The sequence below is a fragment of the Streptomyces sp. NPDC092369 genome (genome assembly GCF_044755245.1).
Classification (GTDB): domain Bacteria; phylum Actinomycetota; class Actinomycetes; order Streptomycetales; family Streptomycetaceae; genus Streptomyces.
Window position 1 is genome coordinate 678,334 of sequence record NZ_JBIVQP010000002.1, and the last position, 18,092, is coordinate 696,425.

General features: G+C 69.8%; 16 protein-coding genes, 1 other RNA gene and 2 pseudogenes. 6 read left to right on the forward strand and 13 right to left on the reverse strand.

The window, feature by feature from the left end:
* Positions 1-52 precede the first annotated feature (52 nt).
* Positions 53-925 carry a carbon-nitrogen hydrolase family protein gene (locus ACIQI8_RS12695; RefSeq protein ID WP_402348170.1) on the reverse strand — a complete coding sequence of 291 codons (873 nt, stop codon included), beginning with the start codon at positions 923-925 and terminating at the stop codon, positions 53-55.
* A gap of 46 nt (positions 926-971) precedes the next feature.
* Here ACIQI8_RS12695 and ACIQI8_RS12700 point away from each other — a divergent pair, with 46 nt between their 5' ends.
* The gene (locus ACIQI8_RS12700; protein WP_402348173.1) at positions 972-1,763 is read left to right on the forward strand and encodes a FadR/GntR family transcriptional regulator; all 792 of its coding nucleotides are present in this window, start codon (positions 972-974) and stop codon (positions 1,761-1,763) included.
* Between the two features lie 28 nt (positions 1,764-1,791).
* Here ACIQI8_RS12700 and ACIQI8_RS12705 read toward each other — a convergent pair whose 3' ends face one another.
* The 7 genes and pseudogenes from ACIQI8_RS12705 to ACIQI8_RS12735 all read right to left on the reverse strand — a co-directional run bounded on the left by ACIQI8_RS12705 (position 1,792) and on the right by ACIQI8_RS12735 (position 8,590).
* Positions 1,792-3,633, reverse strand: a complete 1,842-nt coding sequence (locus tag ACIQI8_RS12705) for a discoidin domain-containing protein (protein ID WP_402348176.1) — start codon at positions 3,631-3,633, stop codon at positions 1,792-1,794.
* Positions 3,634-3,970: 337 nt separating this feature from the next.
* A complete protein-coding gene (locus tag ACIQI8_RS12710) occupies positions 3,971-4,534 on the reverse strand; it encodes a hypothetical protein (RefSeq protein ID WP_402348179.1) in 564 nt (187 codons plus the stop codon).
* 9 nt (positions 4,535-4,543) lie between these two features.
* Positions 4,544-5,919: pseudogene (locus ACIQI8_RS12715) on the reverse strand (RHS repeat domain-containing protein); the annotation flags it as partial.
* An 8-nt stretch (positions 5,920-5,927) separates the two neighbouring features.
* Positions 5,928-6,239: a hypothetical protein gene (locus ACIQI8_RS12720; RefSeq protein ID WP_402348182.1), complete on the reverse strand. Its 312-nt coding sequence runs from the start codon at positions 6,237-6,239 to the stop codon at positions 5,928-5,930.
* Between the two features lie 182 nt (positions 6,240-6,421).
* Positions 6,422-6,839: RNase P RNA component class A (gene rnpB / locus ACIQI8_RS12725), an RNA gene on the reverse strand.
* Positions 6,840-6,966: 127 nt separating this feature from the next.
* Positions 6,967-7,746, reverse strand: a pseudogene (locus tag ACIQI8_RS12730) (DMT family transporter); the annotation flags it as partial.
* A gap of 19 nt (positions 7,747-7,765) precedes the next feature.
* The gene (locus ACIQI8_RS12735; RefSeq protein ID WP_402348185.1) at positions 7,766-8,590 is read right to left on the reverse strand and encodes an AraC family transcriptional regulator; all 825 of its coding nucleotides are present in this window, start codon (positions 8,588-8,590) and stop codon (positions 7,766-7,768) included.
* A gap of 197 nt (positions 8,591-8,787) precedes the next feature.
* Between ACIQI8_RS12735 and ACIQI8_RS12740 the strand changes: the two genes are divergently transcribed.
* Both ACIQI8_RS12740 and ACIQI8_RS12745 read left to right on the forward strand, forming a co-directional pair.
* Entirely contained in the window at positions 8,788-9,585 is a 798-nt protein-coding gene (locus tag ACIQI8_RS12740; protein WP_402348188.1) for a MerR family transcriptional regulator, read from the forward strand.
* Complete coding sequence (locus ACIQI8_RS12745) at positions 9,582-10,208, forward strand: hypothetical protein (protein WP_402348191.1); 627 nt, start codon at positions 9,582-9,584, stop codon at positions 10,206-10,208. The genes ACIQI8_RS12740 and ACIQI8_RS12745 overlap by 4 nt, the downstream gene beginning before the upstream one ends.
* Here the strand turns inward: ACIQI8_RS12745 and ACIQI8_RS12750 are convergent.
* Positions 10,183-11,619 carry an RNB domain-containing ribonuclease gene (locus ACIQI8_RS12750; protein WP_402348194.1) on the reverse strand — a complete coding sequence of 479 codons (1,437 nt, stop codon included), beginning with the start codon at positions 11,617-11,619 and terminating at the stop codon, positions 10,183-10,185. The genes ACIQI8_RS12745 and ACIQI8_RS12750 overlap by 26 nt on opposite strands.
* Before the next feature lie 77 nt (positions 11,620-11,696).
* On the opposite strand from ACIQI8_RS12750, the gene yaaA reads away from it, so the two are divergent.
* Complete coding sequence (gene yaaA / locus ACIQI8_RS12755; RefSeq protein WP_402348197.1) at positions 11,697-12,479, forward strand: peroxide stress protein YaaA; 783 nt, start codon at positions 11,697-11,699, stop codon at positions 12,477-12,479.
* 105 nt (positions 12,480-12,584) lie between these two features.
* Positions 12,585-13,211, forward strand: a complete 627-nt coding sequence (eda, locus tag ACIQI8_RS12760) for a bifunctional 4-hydroxy-2-oxoglutarate aldolase/2-dehydro-3-deoxy-phosphogluconate aldolase (protein WP_402348200.1) — start codon at positions 12,585-12,587, stop codon at positions 13,209-13,211.
* On the opposite strand, the gene ACIQI8_RS12765 is transcribed toward eda, so the two are convergent.
* A complete protein-coding gene (locus tag ACIQI8_RS12765; protein WP_402348203.1) occupies positions 13,195-14,223 on the reverse strand; it encodes an NAD(P)-dependent alcohol dehydrogenase in 1,029 nt (342 codons plus the stop codon). The genes eda and ACIQI8_RS12765 overlap by 17 nt on opposite strands.
* 151 nt (positions 14,224-14,374) lie before the next feature.
* On the opposite strand from ACIQI8_RS12765, the gene ACIQI8_RS12770 reads away from it, so the two are divergent.
* Positions 14,375-15,172, forward strand: a complete 798-nt coding sequence (locus ACIQI8_RS12770) for a helix-turn-helix domain-containing protein (RefSeq protein WP_402348205.1) — start codon at positions 14,375-14,377, stop codon at positions 15,170-15,172.
* On the opposite strand, the gene ACIQI8_RS12775 is transcribed toward ACIQI8_RS12770, so the two are convergent.
* The 3 genes from ACIQI8_RS12775 to ACIQI8_RS12785 are packed head-to-tail and all read right to left on the reverse strand — an operon-like array spanning position 15,160 to position 18,017.
* Positions 15,160-16,401 carry a bifunctional RNase H/acid phosphatase gene (locus ACIQI8_RS12775; RefSeq protein ID WP_402348208.1) on the reverse strand — a complete coding sequence of 414 codons (1,242 nt, stop codon included), beginning with the start codon at positions 16,399-16,401 and terminating at the stop codon, positions 15,160-15,162. The two genes, ACIQI8_RS12770 and ACIQI8_RS12775, sit on opposite strands and share 13 nt — an antisense overlap.
* Before the next feature lie 12 nt (positions 16,402-16,413).
* A complete protein-coding gene (locus tag ACIQI8_RS12780) occupies positions 16,414-17,157 on the reverse strand; it encodes a zinc ribbon domain-containing protein (protein ID WP_402350402.1) in 744 nt (247 codons plus the stop codon).
* Positions 17,154-18,017, reverse strand: coding sequence for a Nif3-like dinuclear metal center hexameric protein (locus ACIQI8_RS12785; RefSeq protein ID WP_402348211.1), 864 nt, complete (start codon positions 18,015-18,017; stop codon positions 17,154-17,156). Before ACIQI8_RS12785 ends, ACIQI8_RS12780 begins: the two co-directional genes overlap by 4 nt.
* Between the last annotated feature and the right edge of the window lie 75 nt (positions 18,018-18,092).

Genomic DNA, 18,092 nt, shown 5'->3' on the forward strand with positions numbered 1-18,092 from the left:
GGTTCCTTGCGCGACGGGGACGAGAGGGAGTAACCGGGAGAGACAGAGCGGGTCAGTTGTCGGCGGGCCGCCAGCGGCGGGGGTCCATCCGGCCGCCGTACAACGGAAGTTCGATAGGGACGTCGGTCTCGGTGAACTGGTCCCACATCCGGTTGAGGCCGGCGGTGCCGAACGTCCGCACACGCGATACGTCGTCCAGATCGAGGACGTCGGTCAGTACGGTCGGCCCGGAATCGGGCGCCTGGACACGGACACGCCCCTCGGGATCTACGACGATGCTGCGCCCGGTGCCGATCGGGCCCGCGGTGTTGACGCTGACGACGTAGACCTGGTTGACGATGGCGTTGGCCTGGGCGATGACGAGTTCCTGGGCGCGGTCCGCCGAGGTGGTCATGACCGGGTTGACGATCACCTCGGCTCCCATCCAGGCCAAGTGGCGGGCCACCTCCGGGAACCAGGCGTCGTAGCAGATCGCGAACCCGATGCGCCCGACCTCCGGGAGGTCGAGGACGACGAAGCGGTCGCCGGGGGCGTACGGCTCGTAGGGCCGCCACGGGAAGACCTTGCGGTAGTGGGCGGCGAGCCGCCCCTGCGGGGAGAAGGCGAGGGCGGTGTTGAAGAGCTCGCCGGCCGCGCCGCGCTCGCACACGGTGCCGGGGAACAACCAGATGCCCAGGTCGCCCGCGAGCTCGGCGAGCACCTTCGCACGCGGGCCGTCGAGAGGCTCCGCCGCAGCCTGGAGCCGGTTCTCCGACTCTGCGGCCGGGCCGTCGACGCCGCACAGATGCAGCTCCGGGTACGCGATCAGCCGGGTCTGCGGGAAGCGCGCCAGCACCCCCTCGACGTCGGCGACGAATCCGGAGAGGGGGTCCGTGGCCAGGCGGGGAGGGGCCTGGACCAGGGCGACGGGGAGCGGTCGGGACATACGCAGGAAATTAGCTCAAGATGAGCCCTTATACAATGGTCTCATTATGAGCAGATTTACTGACCGCTATCTTGAGGGCATGGTCGGCACCCCGGACGAACCCACACCGGCGAGCACCGAGGAGATCGATCTCTCCCTCAACTCGCCCAAGCTGAAAGGCATTCGCCGACTCACGGCCCTGGACACGGTGCGCGCCCGCATCGCCATGGCGGTCGATTTCGGACTGCTCTCCCCCGGCGAGCGACTACCGCCGACCGATGCCATCGCGCGAGCACTCGACGTCGGCGAGATCACTGTGCGTCGCGCACTGAGCTCCCTGTGTGCCGACGGCGTCCTGGAACGCAGGCGCGGGCGCAAGGGCGGCACGCTGGTGGCCGAGCAGCCGACACGGAAAGCGGTGGACGCCACCGAGGTGTACCGCGGTCAGACCGCCGAGGTGCACCACCTGATCGACGAACGCCTCGTCATGGAATGCGGGATCGCCCACCTCGCGACCCGCGCCGCGAACACCGCGGACCTCGACGAGCTCCAGCAGCTCGTCGAGGTCATGGACAAGGCGGAGAGCTGGGCGGAGTTCCACTCCTGCGACGAGCGGTTCCACCTCGCCTTGGCACGCACCACTGGCCTCGACGAAACCGTGGACACGTACGCCACCGTCCTGCGCAGGCTCTACGCGTACTACCTCCCCTACCCCCTCGCCGCCCTCCGCGAGTCCAACGACGAACACCGCGCCCTGGTGGAGGCGATGCGCGCGGGTGACGCGGCGCTGGCGGCCGACATCGCGTGCCGTCACGTACGGACACTGCACAACACGATGTTCGTCGGCCTGACGAACTGAGCGGCACAGCAGCACAGTTGAGGCGCTCTCAGGTGCCGTAGACCTGGAACTCCCACAGCGAGTAGCCGTATTGGGTGGAGCGCGCGGTGCCGTTCATCCGCACGTACCGCCCGGAACCGGTGACCGCCAGCGTCTGGTTGCCGCCGGTACCCGCCGTGGTGGTGTAAATGGTCGTCCAACTCACCCCGTCGGCCGAGGTCTGGATCTGGTACGAAGTGCCGTACGCGGCCTCCCAGTTGAGCCCCACCGAGCTGATGGCGTGCGTGGCGCCGAGGTCCACCTGCAGCCACTGGGGATCACTGAACGCACTCGACCAGCGGGTGCCGGTGTTGCCGTCGACGGCCATCGGCGCGGTGAAGCTGGTGTTCTCCGAGGAGGAGGCGGTGGCCGGCCGGCCCTGCGACAGCAGCGTCCCGGGGCCGGGGTTCCCGCCACTGGTCGAACCGTAGAGCCTGAACTCATAGAGCGAAGCGCCATACGACGAGTTCCTGGCCGTGGCATAGATCCGGACGTATCTCCCGGAGCCCGACAGCGCGGTGTCCTGGAGCAGTTGTGGACTGTTGTTGTTGGAGTAGATCGTGGTCCACGTACTGCCGTTGGCGGACGTCTGTATCTGGTAGGCCGATGCGGCGGCCGCCTCCCAAATCACCGTCGCGTGGGTGAGGTTGTAAGTAGCTCCGAGGTCGACCTGCAGCCACTGCGGATCGCTGAACGCGCTCGACCAGCGGGTGCTGATGTTGCCGTCGGTGGCGTTGGACGCCGGGAACGAGGCGCTCTCCGCCGAAGACGCCGTGGTGGGCTTGCCCTGGGCGATGTTGGTGCCAGTGGTGCCGGCCGGGGCCTTGTTGTAGACGGCGACGTAGTCGATGTTCATCGAACCGCCGGACACGGTGGCCGCGGTGGGACCGCCGCCGTAAGCGGCCGGGAAGGCGCCGCCGATGGCCAGGTCGTAGATGATGAAGAAGCTGTGGTCGACCGCGTTGGACCAGGCGGTGGCGTCGACCTGGTTGGAGCTGAGCGTGTAGTTCAGGGCGCCGTCGAGGTACCAGCGGATCTGCTCGGGAGAGGTCGAGCGGTCGATCTCCACGGCGTACGTGTGGTACCCGGTCTGGCAGCCGGAGCAGGCGCGTTCGCCGCTGCCGACGCCGGTGTTCTCGTTGCACGGACCGCCCGGAGCGGTGCCGCAGTGCAGCGTCCCGAATGTCGAACTGCGGCCGTTGATGTCCTCCATGATGTCGATCTCACCGGACCCGGGCCACACGGTGCCGACCCGCAGCGGAGAGCCCAGCATCCAGAACGCCGGCCAATACCCAAGACCGTTGGCCGTGTTGACGTTCGGCTGCTGGATGGACGACTGAATCCGTACGACGCCACCGGGCAGCGCGCCGAAACCGTCCGCCTGAGTCTCGACCCGCCCCGAAGTCCACCCGGCGACCGGGTCGGAGCCCGTATGCAGAGCCTTCAGCACCAGGTGGCCGTTGCCATCCTGATAAACGTTGGCCGTGCTGTTGGTCATTGTCTCGACCTCGCCGGTCCCGAAGGTCCAGCCCTCACCCACGTCGTACCGCCAAGTCCCGGTGTCCAGACCGGTGTTGGCGGCACCGGAGAAGTCGTCGCTCCAGGTGGTGGTGAAGCCGGCGGGGGCGGCGGGTACGGCAGCGGGGGCAGCCGGTGCGGCGGCCGCCGCGGGCTGCGCCGCGATGGCCGTCAACGGGGCTTGCGCGGAGGCCCCTTGGACGGCGGGCGCACCGGCCAACGCGACGGTTGCGAGGGCCGATACGACCGCGAGCAGGCCAATACCGCTCCGTCGCCTGCCTCTTCGGCGCGGAAACAGCGGAAGCAAGTGCGAGCTCATGTCTCTGATGGACATCCGTGCTCCTTCCCCTTGTGGGGGGCAAGGAGGACCACTTGAACGATGCTCCGTCAGGTGGCGTCCCTGCGGGGTGGAGGTGAGAGCGCTCTCGGGAGCGTGTCCCTTTGGTCTGGTCCATGTCAAGGGACGCGACAACTCTTGCTGGCCGGGGCTGGCTTACGGCATGTCAACCGGTTCACGAATCGGCGCGGTCGTGTTGATGCAGCCGGCCAGGCAAGGAACAGGTCCAGCGGTTTCTGAGAGGACGACAACCACCCGGTCGGCTATCCGAGCGTCGAGGGAATCAGCGAGACCTACCTGGACGCCCGCACGATCCGCCCCTGATCCCCCTCTGTCACCGATCGCGCACCTCGGACGCCCACGTCCCCGCCTTGTGGACTTCCGGTCCCTCGACGTGTGTGGCACCGGCCGTGTACAGGAGCCACAGCAGCTCAAGGGAGCCGAAGAACGATTCCCCCCAGCTGTCGACCCAGACGCGGAGCCGCGACGGCCCCACCTGGACGATGTCCCAGAACTCCCAGCCGCGAGAGTCTTCTTCCGGGTCGAACCGATAGAGCCAGTTCTGCAAGGACCAAGGGCCTCCACCACTGCGGTCCACGTACGCGGTGCGGCCGTGTCGGGCGAATTCCGGTGGCGGAGTCTCACCGTCCCGGACGGAGACCGTCCTGAACCAGTCGGGGAACTCGTCCGCCGGCAGGTCTTCGTCGCCGAACTCCGCCGTGCAGGCAAGGTGGAGGGCGGCCGACAGGACGCGACGTACCCGTAGCGCGTACGCCTCGGGGGTCCCCTCGAGTACATCGACAGTGAAAGCGGCCAGAACCGGCGGAGCCGACTCGATCGCGGGGCGCTGCCGAACACGGTCCAGTTCGGCGGCGACGCTCTCCTCGCTGTGAATCATCGAACGATCCTATTCGACACGTCCGGAGCCCTTGATGACGTTGTCGCGGAGTTCGTTGAGGAGCTTGGCCGGGATTCCGTAGAGGTCCTTTCCTTTGGTCGGATCGGAGATTTCCGGGTACTCCTGGAGCAGCCCTTTCCATTCCGTGCGGGTGAAAGCGTCACCGTCAGGATGGTCATCCTTGTTCTGCGGCAGAGCGGATTCACGGACCTTGAGCAAGTAGTCCTCGGAAATCTTGAAGGAGACGATCTGACCGCCGTCGCCCCGGTATTCCAGCGTGTGCTTGATATCGCCGCTCATGTTCAGATAGAGCTTGCCTTTACCGGTGATCGTCACCTCGCCGTTCTCACCGATGTGAATCCGCTGGCTCAGTGGGTGGTCGGTCTGTTTGCGGTAGACCGAGATCAGGTCCTCGCCGCACTCCTCGAGACCGAGTGGGTCGGTCCTGGTGTACGGGTTGTGGACGTAGGTGTTGGGGTTGGGAGCGGGGGCGAGACCGAGGGGGTCAGGGGTGACGTAGCGAGCGGTTTCGGGGTCGTAGTGGCGGAAGTAGTTGTAATGCAGGCCGGTTTCGGGATCGTTGTACTGCCCGGGGAAGCGGAGGGGGGTGTAGGCGGTGGCGTCGCTGCTCCAGGCTGTGGCGCCCCAGAGGGTGCTGCGGGCGCGCCAGGCGATGTCCCCTTGTTCGTCGACGAGTTCACGGGGAGATCCGACGAGGTCCGTGACGATCGCGAAGAAGCGGGAGTCGATCTCCTGCTGGGGTGCATCGGCCGCGGTGATGCGTTCGGTCTGGGCGACGGGTTTGAGGCCCTGGTGGTCCCAGGTGAGGGTGACGGGATTCGGGAGGTCCGCGGAGTGCGTGGTCTGTTCGCAGAGTGTCGCGCCGTCCCAAGTGAACTCGACGCGCTCCGCGACGGTTTCGCCGTCCACTGCGAGGCGGAGTTTGGCGGTGCGGCGGCCCAGGGGGTCGTAGGTGTGCGGAGTTTGGCGGTGCGGCGGCCCAGGGGGTCGTAGGTGTAGCGCCAGCGGGTGCCGTCGGGGGTGGTGACCTGGGTGAGGCGGTCCTCCGTGTCCCATTGGTAGTGCCAGGTGTCGGGTTTGCGGGACAGGCGGGTTTTCTGGCGCAGGATGATGCGGCCGAGGGCGTCGTGTTCGTAGCGGACGTTGCCCGCGCGGATGATCCGGGTGCCGGTGTAGGCGCGGGCGCCCGTGGCCTCGTGGCCGGGGTGTTGAGCGGGCCAGGTGGCGTGTGTCTGGTTGCCGGCGCTGTCGTAGGCGTAGGTCTCGGTCCAGTCGTGGGCGTGGACCGCGGTGACGCGGCCGGTCGGATCGAGGTCGAAGTGGCGGGTGCCGTTGAGCTGATCGTCGATGCTGGTAGGTCGACCACGCCCGGTCAGCCCTTCTCGCCCTTGGCCGCGGCCGCGATCAGCACATCAAGCAGATCGAACGCGTCGGAGACCTCGCCGATCAGCTTCGCCTCCGCGTCCCACTCCTCGCCCAGTTGCTTGGTGAGCTTGGCCAGGGTGGTCATGTCCTGCTCTATCTCGCCCTTCGCCCCCAGCAATGAGCCGAGTGCTCCCAGCGCGCCCAGGTCATGGGTCTGCTCCTGGAACTGCTGCAACGGCTTCGCCGTGTGCTGCCCCACACCATGCAGCCCCGAGGCCGCCTTGTGCATGGACACGGCTTCCTTCTTCAGATCCGACATGCCGTCCACCCCCGTACTTCACTCTGTGCACATGCCAACCGAAGAGACTATGGAGGGCGGCTATGCGAGAGGTATGGGCAGACTCAAGGGACGGCAAAGATCGACAAGCGCGCACGGGCTGCGGTCGCCGCGCACCACGTCTCTCGGGACTGCGGCCGCAAAGGAAGAGCCGCATGTAGCGGCAGACGAGCCGAGCTGTACGCCGGGTTCTGTTCCCCGGTCCCTCGCGGGTGCCGGGGCGACGGCCATCCATCTACGACCGACGTTGCCGTCGGCCTCCTGCGGTCTACCCGCGGACTCGGGCGAGCAGCCCTCGGGCGTCCGCGCAGGAGCCCTTTTCCATTCCCAGGAAGGGACTCCCTTTTGACCTTGCTCCGGGTGGGGTTTACCTAGCCGCCTGAGTCACCTCAGGCGCTGGTGGTCTCTTACACCACCGTTTCACCCTTACCCGGCGCCGAAGCGCCGGGCGGTTTGTTTTCTGTGGCACTGTCCCGCGGGTCACCCCGGGTGGCCGTTAGCCACCACCCTGCTCTGTGGAGCCCGGACGTTCCTCGGGAAGCCCCCGTCAAGGGGACTCCACGCGGCCGTCCGCCCGGCTCGTCTGCCGTGTCGACCATGCTACCGGGCGGGTGCCTTTGCCCCGACCACGCGGACCGGAGGCCGCCGTCGCCAGGATCGAGCCCGCCAGGATCAGAGTGAAGGCCGTTGCGATGCCGAGGGTGAACGCCTCGTTCAGGAAGAGCGCTCCCGCCGCCACCGCCACCGCCGGGTTCACGTAGGTGATCACCGTGGAGCGTGTTGGGCCTACCTCCTTGATCAACTCCAGGAACGCCACGAACGCCACCGCCGTGCAGATCACGCCCAAGCCCGCCAGCGACGCCAGGACCGACGCGGAGGGGACCGTCGACGGCCAGGTCATCGCCGCCGCCGGGGCGTACACCAACGCCGCCAACGCCAGGCACGGGGCCGTCAGTTGCAGGGTCGGGACGTCCTTCAAGTAGCGCGCCGCGATCAGCGGGGCCGTCGCGTAGCCCAGGACCGTCACGAACACCTCCGCCAGGGAGCGCGCGTCACCGCCCGTGAGGTGCGGGACCGTCAGGACTCCTACGCCCGCCAAACCCAGACCCAAGCCCGTCACCCGCCTCGCACCCAACCGTTCCGTGTCTCCGAAGAAGCGGGCCAGGAGCACGCCGACTATCGGGACGCCGGCGATCAACAAACCCGCCGTCGAGCTCGACAGGTGCCGTTCCGCGTCCGTCAGCGTGAACCACGGGCCGATGATCTCGATGCACGCGAAGGCCAGCATCGGCAGCCAGTGGGACCTGACCGTGCGGATCAGGCCGCCGCCTCGCAGGGCGAAGGGGAACAGGAGGAGCGCCCCCAGGGCACAGCGTGTGAAGACGACCATCGACGGGGAGAGGTCGTCCACCGCCACCTTGATCATCAGGTAGGGGATGCCCCAGATGACGCCCATGAGGGAGAACAGGAACCAGCCGCGTGCAGTCATAGAGGGAGGATGCGTCCCCTCAGCGGCTCACGTCTTGAACGCTATTGCGGTACGCCGCCGGCGTGACCCCCAGCACCCGTCGGAACCAGCGCGTCAGGTGCGCCTGATCCGCGAACCCCACCAGCGAAGCCACCTCTGCCGGTCTCAGGCCCGTGTCCAGGAGGCGGCGCGCCCTGGCCACCCGGTGCTGCGCCAGCCACGCATACGGCGGCATCCCCACCGCCGTGCGGAAAGCCCGTAGGAGCTGGTAGCGGGACAGGCCCAGGTCGCAGGCCAGGGCCGTGAGGGACGGGGGCTCAAGGAGTTCGTCCGCCAGGCGGTCCCGTACCGCCCTCGCTATGCCCTCCGCGCCCGGGACCTGGTCGCAGGTCGGGCGGGACGTGGAGTGGCGGCGGGACAGGGCCGTGAGGAGCCAGGGAAGGCGGGACTCGGCCTCCAGGGGGTCCGGGCAGGCGCTCAGCTCCGAGTGGGTCAGCAGCAATGCGGACGCCAGTTCCGGGTCGTCCAGGAGCGGTTCGCGGAAGTGGGGGATGCCCCCGACCGTGCCCTCCGTCAGCAGTGTCGGCTCGGCGTACAGAGCCCGGTACGCGTAGCCGTCGGTCGCGCTGCCGGGGCCGCCCGTGTGGATCTCGCCGGGGGCCAGGACGACGATCGAGCCGGGGCCGGTGCGGATGTGGCCGCCTCGGTAGTCGATCAGTTCGGAGCCGGCCACGCAGACACCGATCGTGAACTCGTCGTGCGCGTGCGGGGAGTACACGTGCTTGTCGAAGCGGGCGGTCAGGAGGTGCAGCGCCGGTCCGCAACGGCCCAGGCGGGCCTTCGTCCACAGAGCCTCTTCGGCCATCGCCCCGCACCCCCTCCTACGCCCGCCGCGCCCCTCGTACGCCGACCGCACCCCTCGTGCGCCGGCCCCATTCACTCCTACGGAGACAACGCCTTCAAGCCCTTTTCCATGCCCGCCGCCCCCAGTTTCCGCACCGCGCCCCAAGCGGCAGCGCCGTCGCTTGACCCTGCCGCAACGTCAACGTTTCTACTGGTCGCATGCGGATCGGAGAACTCGCCGCCACCGTCGGCGTCACCACGCGGGCAGTGCGGCACTACCACCATCAGGGGCTGTTGCCCGAGCCCGAGCGACTGTCCAACGGCTACCGGCAGTACACGCTGCGGCACGCCGTCGTGCTGGCGCGGATCCGGCGGCTGACCGAGTTGGGGCTCGGTCTTGCCGAGGTGCGGGACGTGCTCGCCGAGGATGCCGGGAAGGATCTGGCCGAGGTGCTCACCGAGCTGGACGAGGACCTCGCCCGGCAGGAGGCGGCGATCCGGGAGCGGCGGACTCGGTTGCGGGCGTTGTTGGACGCGGGGGGCGGGCTGTCCGCCGACGCCCCGGTCTCGCCGGAGCTGGCCGCGCTGTTCGAGCGGACGGCGAGCCTGTCCGACTCCCCCATGGCCGCCAAGGACCGCGAGGTCCTCGCCCTGGTCGAGACCGCCGCGACCCCCGAGGACCGGGAACGGCTGCTGGCGGCGATGGGTGTCGTCGCCGGCTCGCCGGAGACGGTGGCCAAGGCCAATGAGGCGTACGCGCTGCTCGACCAGCTCGTCGACGCCGATTCCGGCGATCCCCGGGTGGAGACGGCAGCGCGGTTGCTCGCCGAGTGCACCCCGCCGCAGTTGCTCCCGGACGCCGGCGCCGTCGACCTCGACCACAGCTTCCTGCGTGCCTTCTACGCCGACTTCGCCCCCGCCCAGGCCGCCGCGATCCGGCGCGCGCTGCGCATCCTCACGGAGGAACAGCCATGGAACACGGAGGAACAACCACGCGACACGGAGGAACAGCCATGAGAGTCGTACTCGCCCTCCTCCGCCACGAACTCCGCCTGCTCGCAAGCCTCGTGCTCTGGGTGACCCGCCGTACCCACGGCACCGACGGCACTGACGGCAGCGACGGCAAGCAAGCCTTCGGATACGCCCGCGGACAGGCCGCGATGATGTACGGCTTCGCCTTCGTGTGCGTGGTCGAGACAGTGGCCATGTCCGTCCTGCTCCGCGAACTGCCCGTCCTGCACGCGGTGTTGCTCGTCCTGGACGTCTACACCGTCCTGTTCGTCCTCGGCATGCACGCGGCCTCCGTCGTACGCCCGCACGTGCTCGACGTCGACGGCGGCTCGCTGCGCGTCCGGCAGGCCGGGCACATCGATCTCCTCGTACCGCTGGAGAAGATCGCGTCCGTCCGCCGCGAACTGCGCATGACCCACACCAAGGCCGACGGCCAACTCGACCTCCCCATCGGCTCACAGACCACCGTCACCCTCGAACTCGCCGAGCCGGTGGCCCACTTGACCTTCACAGGCCGCCAACGGCCCCTCCACCTCGTCCGCTTCCACGCCGACGACGCCGACGGACTCGTACAAGAAATCAAGCGGGCCATCGAGCAAGCCGTCACGCGGGAGCGAACCGCACCTTAGCCGCCGCCCCAGGGTCCGCCTGCGTCAGCCGCACCCGCAGTCGTTCACCCAGCGGGAGGTGGTCCCCCTCGATCCGGCCGATAATTGCCAGGGACTCCAACTGCACTGTCCCGACACCGGACTTGTGCTCGTCGAGTTCCACGACCACCGCGTCGAAGAGCTCTCCCACTCGGTCCTTCAGCAGGGCCGCCTCGACGATGTCCACGCAGGCCCGTTCGACCGCACCCGCGCGTCTCGTTCCGTCGGCCATCTCCTTTGGGAGGGCGTCCAGCGCGGCCAGGACCCAGTCCGGTACGTCCGCCCCCGCGACTGCGGCCAGGCAGATCTCGGCCGCGTAGCGGTCGACCAGGCGGCGGAGGGGGGCCGTGCAGTGGGCGTAGGGGGCCGCGACGGCGGCGTGCGTGGTGATGGACGGCAGATTGCCGTCTCGGAAGACCGTGTAGCCGGCGCCGCGCAGCAGGGTCGTGCACTCCTGGAGGAAGGCCGCGTGGTCGGGGCGGTGCGGGTCCAGGGAGCGGACGAGCTGCGCGTACGAGACGTGGTGCGGCCAGTCGATGTGCAGGGCCCGCGCGGTACGGCGCAGGCGGCCGACGGCGCCGTCGGGGGCGGCCGGGAGGGTACGCAGGACGCCGGTGCCGTGGGCGAGCATCAGGTCGGCCGCCGCCATGCCGGTGAGCAGGGAGATCTGGGCGTTCCAGCCGTCGGCGGGCAGCGGGGCGCGGTACGTCAGCTCGTACGTGTGATCCCTCTCGACGATCTCCTGCTCGGGCACGTTGAGCGAGATGCCGCCGCGCTCGACCTCCAGTGCCTCCCGTAGCTGACCGATCTCCTTGAGCAGTGCGAGTGGTTCCTCGGCCGTGCCGTCGTCGATCTGTCGTTGTACGCCCGCGTAGTCGAGCTTGGCGCGGCTGCGGACCAGGGCCCGGCGGACGTCGACGGCGACCGTACGGCCGTCCGCGTCGAGGTCGATCGTCCACAGCGCGGCCGGGCAGGTCTGGTCCGGTAGCAGGCTCGCGGCACCCTCGCTCAGCACGGTCGGGTGCAGCGGGACCTTCTCGTCGGGGAAGTAGAGGGTCGTCACGCGCCGGTGCGCCTCCAGGTCCAGCGGCGCGCCCGGTACGACGAAGGCGGCGACGTCGGCGATGGCGTACCGGACGCGGTAGCCGCCGGGCCGGCGACTGAGGTGCATCGCCTGGTCGAGATCGGTGGACGTGGGCGGGTCGATGGTGAGCAGAGGGATGTCGGTGGCGTCGTACGACGGCAGCGCGGGAGCCTTCGCCGCCCGCTCGGCCTCGGCGAGGGCCTCGGGCGGGTAGCTCTCGGGCACGTCAAGTTCGGCGCGCAGGGCGGTGAGGACCGCCCGGAGGGGGGCTTCAGGGGCGCCGGTCACGCGGATGTGGCGGCTGGGCATGTAGCGAGCGTAGGTCCCGGTTCGCCGGGTGGCACGCCGTACGCTGTCCCGGAGCTCAACCGAAGGAGACCGATCCCGTGCTCGTCCTGCTGCCGCCCTCCGAAGGCAAGGCGTCCTTTGGCCGTGGTACCCCGCTGAAGCTGGAGTCGCTGTCGCTGCCGGAGCTCTCCGACGCCCGCGCGGCCGTGCTCGACGAGCTGGTCGAACTGTGCGCCGCCGACGAGGAGAAGGCGCGCGAGGTGCTCGGGCTGACCGAGGGCCTGCGCGGCGAGATCGCGAAGAACGTCGAACTGCGCACCGCCGCCGCCCGTCCCGCCGGGGAGATCTATACGGGGGTGCTGTACGACGCCCTCGACCTGGCCACGCTCGACGCCGCCGCGAAGAGGCGGGCCGCGCGGTCGCTGCTGGTCTTCTCGGGACTGTGGGGCGCGGTCCGCGTCACCGACCGCATCCCCTCCTACCGCTGCTCGATGGGCGTGAAGCTGCCGGGGCTCGGGGCGCTGGGCACGCACTGGCGGACCTCGATGGCCGCCGTCCTGCCCGAGGCCGCCGGCGACGGGCTGGTCCTGGATCTACGGTCCTCCGCGTACGCGTCCGCCTGGAAGCCGAAGGGCGAGGTGGCCGCGCGGACGGCGAGCGTACGGGTGCTGCACGCGCCGACCCGGAAGGTGGTCAGCCACTTCAACAAGGCGACCAAGGGGCGGATCGTACGGAGTCTGCTGTCGGCCGGTGCGGCGCCGAAGGGGCCCGCTGAGCTGGTGGAGGCCTTGCGGGACCTGGGGTATGTGGTGGAGGGAGAGGCGCCCGCGCGGGGTGGGCAGGCGTGGTCGTTGGATGTGCTGGTGGACGAGATTCACTGAAGCCTCTGCCAAGAGGTGCCGCGAGGTGGTGCAGTGCATTGCCGGGCGTTGCAATATGCGCAACACCCTTTGCGCACCCTGCATCACCCCGGCAGGATGAGCGGCATGCCCACGTCTGTACTGGACCTTGCCCCCGTCGTCCCCGTCGTCGTCCTTGATGACGTCGCCGATGCCGTTCCGCTCGCGCGGGCGCTGGTCGCCGGTGGGCTGCCCGCGATCGAGGTGACGTTGCGGACGCCGGTCGCGCTGGACGCGATCCGGGCGATCGCCGGTGCGGTGCCGGACGCGGTGGTCGGGGCCGGGACCGTCATCACGCCGGCCCAGGTGACGGAGTCGGTGGCGGCGGGGGCGCGGTTCCTGGTCAGCCCGGGCTGGACGGACGTACTGCTGGAGGCGATGCGAGCGTCCGGGGTGCCGTATCTGCCGGGCGTGTCCACGACGTCGGAGGTCGTGGCGCTGTTGGAGCGCGGGGTGCGGGAGATGAAGTTCTTCCCGGCGGAGGCGGCGGGCGGGACGGCGTACTTGAAGTCGCTTGCCGGGCCGTTGCCCCAGGCGCGGTTCTGTCCTACGGGCGGGATCGGGGCGGCGAACGCGCCCGACTATCTGGGGCTGCCCAACGTCGGGTGTGTGGGCGGGACTTGGATGATCCCGGGGGATGCGGTGGCCGCCGGGGACTGGGGGCGGATCGAGGGGCTGGCGCGGGCGGCGGCGGGGCTCAGGCGATCCGGATGACGACCTTGCCGAAGGCGGCGCCGGTCGCGTAGTACGCGTACGCGTTGCGCACCTCGTCGTGACCGAAGCCGAAGACCCGGTCCACGGGCGGGTGGAGGGCATGCAGGGTGATCGCGCGGTTCATCCGCTCGAAGTGGGCGCGGCTGCCGACGAAGAGGCGTCGCAGAGTGACCAGGGCGGAGCCGAGCGCGTCGGTGCTGATCTCCAGGGACGTCCGGTGCGGGCTGTTGGCGGCGACCAGGGCGATACGGCCGTACAGCGCGGCGGCGCGCACCGACTGCTCGACGGTCTCCGGGCCGCCGGTCTCCACGACGAGGTCGGCGCCGCGTCCGTCGGTCAGTTCGCGGACGTCACGCCACCAGGCGGGATTCTGGGTGTAGTTGACGACGTGGTCGGCTCCCAGCGCCTTGAGGCGTTCCGCCTTGGCCGGAGCGGACGTGGTGGCGACGACCTCGGCGCCGAGTGCCTTCGCGAACGACACGGCGAAGAGTGCGACGGCGCCCGTGCCGAGGATCAGGACCGTCTCGCCGGGGAGCACCGGTTCGGCACCGCCGGTCACCGCGTTCCAGGCCGTGACGCCGGCGCAGGGCAGAGCGGCCGCCTCCTCCCAGGTCAGATGGTCGGGCACGGCGACAGCAGCGTCCTGGTCGAGGCGGACGTACTCGGCGAGCATGCCGGGGAGGGTGACGCCGGGTTGGTCGATCAGGGCCGGGGTGATCCGGCCGTCGAGCCAGCGCGGGAAGTACGTACTGGTCACCCGGTCGCCGACGGAGAACCGCGTGACCTCCTCCCCGACGGCGACGACCTCGCCCGCGCCGTCACTGAGGGGGATGGTGTCGGGGGTGGCTTTCAGTGGGTAACGCCCGTCCAGGATCAGCAGATCCCGACGGTTGAGCGAGACCGTACGCATGCGGACGACGAGGTCCCGGGGGCCGGGTTCGGGGCGGCGGGCGGTGTCGCGGGCGACGATGCCGTCGAGGGAGCCGAGGGTTTCCAAGTGGTAGGTGCGCATGGGGTCATGCTGATCGTCCGGGGTACGGGGGCTCAATTCCCGGCAGGGTATGGACGCCCGCCCCGGGAGTCGGCGGGCGTGCCGGGGAGGATGGCGCCGGGCTGTTCGGTCAGGGCCTGGGTTGTCGTACCCGTCCCGTACAACTGACCGCATGACCACTGTGGGACAACCACCCCCCTTCGCCCGCGAGTTGTTGCGTTGGCGTACCGCGCGCCGGGTCAGTCAGCTGGAGTTGGCCTCGCGGGCCGGGACCACTCAGCGGTACGTCAGTTTCATCGAGCGGGGGCGCTCGGTGCCGGGGCGGGCCGTCGTGCTGCGGTTGGCCGAGTCGCTGGAGTTGACCCTGCGGGAGCGCAACGCGCTGTTGCTGGCGGCGGGTTACGCGCCCGCGTTCCCCGAGTCGCCGTTGGACGCGGCCGAACTGGGGCCGGTGCGGGAGGCGTTGGACGGCATCCTGGAAGGGCATCTGCCGTATCCGGCGATCGTCGCCGGGCCGCGCGGTGAACTCGTCGCGGCGAACGACGCGTTCGACGTGCTCACCGAGGGCGCCGCGGCGGAGCTGCTGAAGCCGCCGGTCAACGTGCTGCGGCTGGCGCTGCATCCGCGCGGGATGGCGCGCCGGGTGGTCAACCTGGACGCGTGGGGGCGGCACATCGTGGAGAACCTGCGGGCTCGGGCGGCCCGCAGTCCCGACCTGTCACTGGACGAGCTCGCGGCGGAGCTGGCCGGGTACATGCCGGCACCGGACGACTCCGGCGACGACTATCTCGGTTTCGCCGTGCCCCTGCGACTGCGATGTGCCGAGGGTGAGTTGCGGCTGCTGACGACCTTGACCTCGTTCGCCACCGCCGTCGACGTCACGCTCGCCGAGTTGCACCTGGAGGCGTTCCTGCCTGCGGACGCGCGGACGGCGGAGATCCTGCGCGCCCGTGCCGGTCAGCGCAGGTGAGAGGTGTCGTTGAAGAGCCGCACGCTCGCGTTGCCGTCCGCGAAGTACGCCACCGCCGAGAGGGCTGCCGCCGAGAGTTCCATGCGGAACAGGGCCTCGGGCGGGGCGCCGAGGGCGAGGCGTACGAAGGTCTTGATCGGGGTGACGTGGCTGACGAGGAGGACCGTGCGGCCCGCGTAGGCCGTGACCAACTTGTCGCGGGTGGCGGCGATTCGGGTGCTGGTTTCTGCGAAGCTCTCGCCGCCGCCGGTGGGTTGGGCCTCTGGGTCGGCCAACCAGGCGGTCATGTCGGCCGGGTAGCGTTCGCGGACCTCGCCGAAGGTGAGGCCCTCCCATGCGCCGAAGTCCGTTTCGCGTAGGCCTTCGTCGATGGTTACGTCGAGGCCGAGGTGGGCGGCGACGATGGCTGCGGTTTCCCGAGTACGGGTCAGGGGGGACGCGACGATGGCCTGGATCGTGCCGCGTTTTGCCAGGGCGGCGCCGGCTCGCTCCGCTTGTTCGCGGCCTGTGTCGGAGAGGGATGGGTCGGTGCCGCCGCTACCCGAGAAGCGCTTCTGAGGAGTGAGCGGCGTTTCGCCGTGGCGGAGGAGTACGAAGGTGGCGGGGGCGCCCATGTCTGGGGACGAGCCCCAACCGACTGTGGGTTTCGGGGCCGTCGATACGTTGCGCGCGGCGCGGGTGTCGACGGAGGTCTCATCGGTCGTCGTCACAGTGCCAGCCGGTGGGGGCTGGTCGCGCAGTTCCCCGCGCCCCTTAAAAGGCTTGCCCGATTGCGCCGTATCCAACTCCGCCGTCGAAGCCTCCGCCGACCACTGCTCGCCCCGCTTCCCTGCATCCATCGCCTCGTTGGCCAAGCGGTCCGCGTGCTTGTTCTGCTCCCTCGGGATCCATTCGTACGTCACCCGGTCCGGCGGGAAGATCCCCGCCGCCTCTGCCGCCAGGGGCTTCATGTCGGGGTGTTTGATCTTCCAGCGGCCCGACATCTGCTCGACGACGAGCTTGGAGTCCATGCGGACGTGGACGGAGGCGGAGGGGTCCAGGGCGTGGGCCGCGCGGAGGCCCGCCAACAGGCCCCGGTACTCGGCCACGTTGTTCGTCGCGACCCCGATGTACTCCGCGGCCTCCGTCAACGTCTCGCCCGTCACGGCGTCCAGCACCACGGAACCGTAGCCCGCCGGCCCCGGGTTGCCCCGTGAGCCGCCGTCCGCCTCGACGATGAACTCCCGCACGGCGCAAGCTCCTTACAGACCGGACTCGGACGTACGCACCAGGATGCGGCGGCAGTTCTCGCAGCGGACGACCGTGTCGGGGGCGGCGGCGCGGATCTCGTTGATGTCGGTGATGGACAGCTCCTGGCGGCAGCCCTGGCAGCTGCGCTGGTACAGCTTGGCCGCGCCGATGCCGCCCTGCTGCTCGCGCAGCTTGTCGTAGAGCTTGAGGAGATCCGCGGGGATCGTGGCCGAGATGACCTCGCGCTCCTTGGTGATCGTGGCCACCTCGCCGTCGATCTCCTTGACCGCGGCATCGCGGCGCGCGGTCGCGTCGTCGATCTTCGACTGGACGGAGGAGACCCGCTCGGTGAGTTCGGCGATCCGTTCCTGCACGGACTCGATGCGCTCCATGACCTCCAGGACGACGTCCTCCAGGTCGCCCTGGCGCTTGGCGAGGGAGACGATCTCGCGCTGGAGGTTCTCCAGGTCCTTGGGCGAGGTGACGGCGCCGGAGTCCAGTCGCTGCTGGTCGCGGACGGCGCGCTGGCGCACCTGGTCCACGTCCTGCTCGGCCTTGGTCTGCTCGCGGGTGGTGTCGCTCTCCTCGGTCTGCGCGGCCACCAGCAGGTCGCGCAGCTGGGTCGCGTCCTTGGTCAACGCGTCGATCTCGGCGTGCTCGGGCAGCGAGCGGCGGCGGTGCGCGAGCTGCTGCAGGCGGACGTCGAGGGCCTGGACGTCGAGGAGTCGGATCTGGTCGGCGGGCGCGGCGTTCAGTTGGGGGCTCCAGGGGTGTGCGTCGGGTTGGACGCCGCGTGGGCGGTCCAGGGGTCGGTGACCGTCGGCGAGACATGGACGCGCAGGTCCCAGCCGTGGCGGTCGGAGATCTCGTCGAGCTGGGCTGCGGCCAGCTCGCACCAGGGCCACTCGGTGGCCCAGTGCGCCGCGTCGAGCAGCGCGAGGGGGCTGTGGGGGCTGTGGGCCACCGCTTCGGATGCCGGGTGGTGGCGCAGGTCCGCGGTGAGGAAGGCGTCGACACCGGCCGCGCGGACCTGGTCGAAGAGGCTGTCGCCGGAGCCGCCGCTGACGGCGACCGTGCGGATGACGGCCTCGGGGTCGCCGGCGACGCGGATGCCCTGCACGGTGGCGGGCAGCCGTTCGGCGGCTCGGGCCGTGAACTCGCGGAGGGTCAGCGGGGCGTCCAGTTCGCCGATCCGGCCCAGGCCACGGCGGCCCTGCGGGTCCGTCGGATCCGGTACGAGGGGTCGTACGATCCGCAGGTCCAGGGCGCCGGCGAGTGCGTCGGAGACACCGGGGTCGGCGGTGTCCGCGTTGGTGTGGGCGACGTGCAGCGCGATGTCGTTCTTGATCAGCGTGTGCACGACCCGGCCCTTGAAGTGCGTGGCCGCCACCGTCGTCGTACCGCGCAGGTAGAGCGGGTGGTGGGTGACCAGCAGGTCGGCGCCCAGCTTCACCGCCTCGTCGACGATCTCCTGGACGGGGTCCACGGCGAACAGGACCCGGGTGACCTGCTGCTCCGGGTCGCCGACGACCGTGCCGACCGCGTCCCAGGACTCGGCCCGCGCGGCGGGCCAGAGTTCGTCCAGCGCGGCGATGACTTCAGACAGACGGGGCACGGGGAAAGGCTACCTGGCTGATCTGTGGCGCTGAACCGACGGAGACGTCCGGCACCGGACCGGCAGAGCCACCCG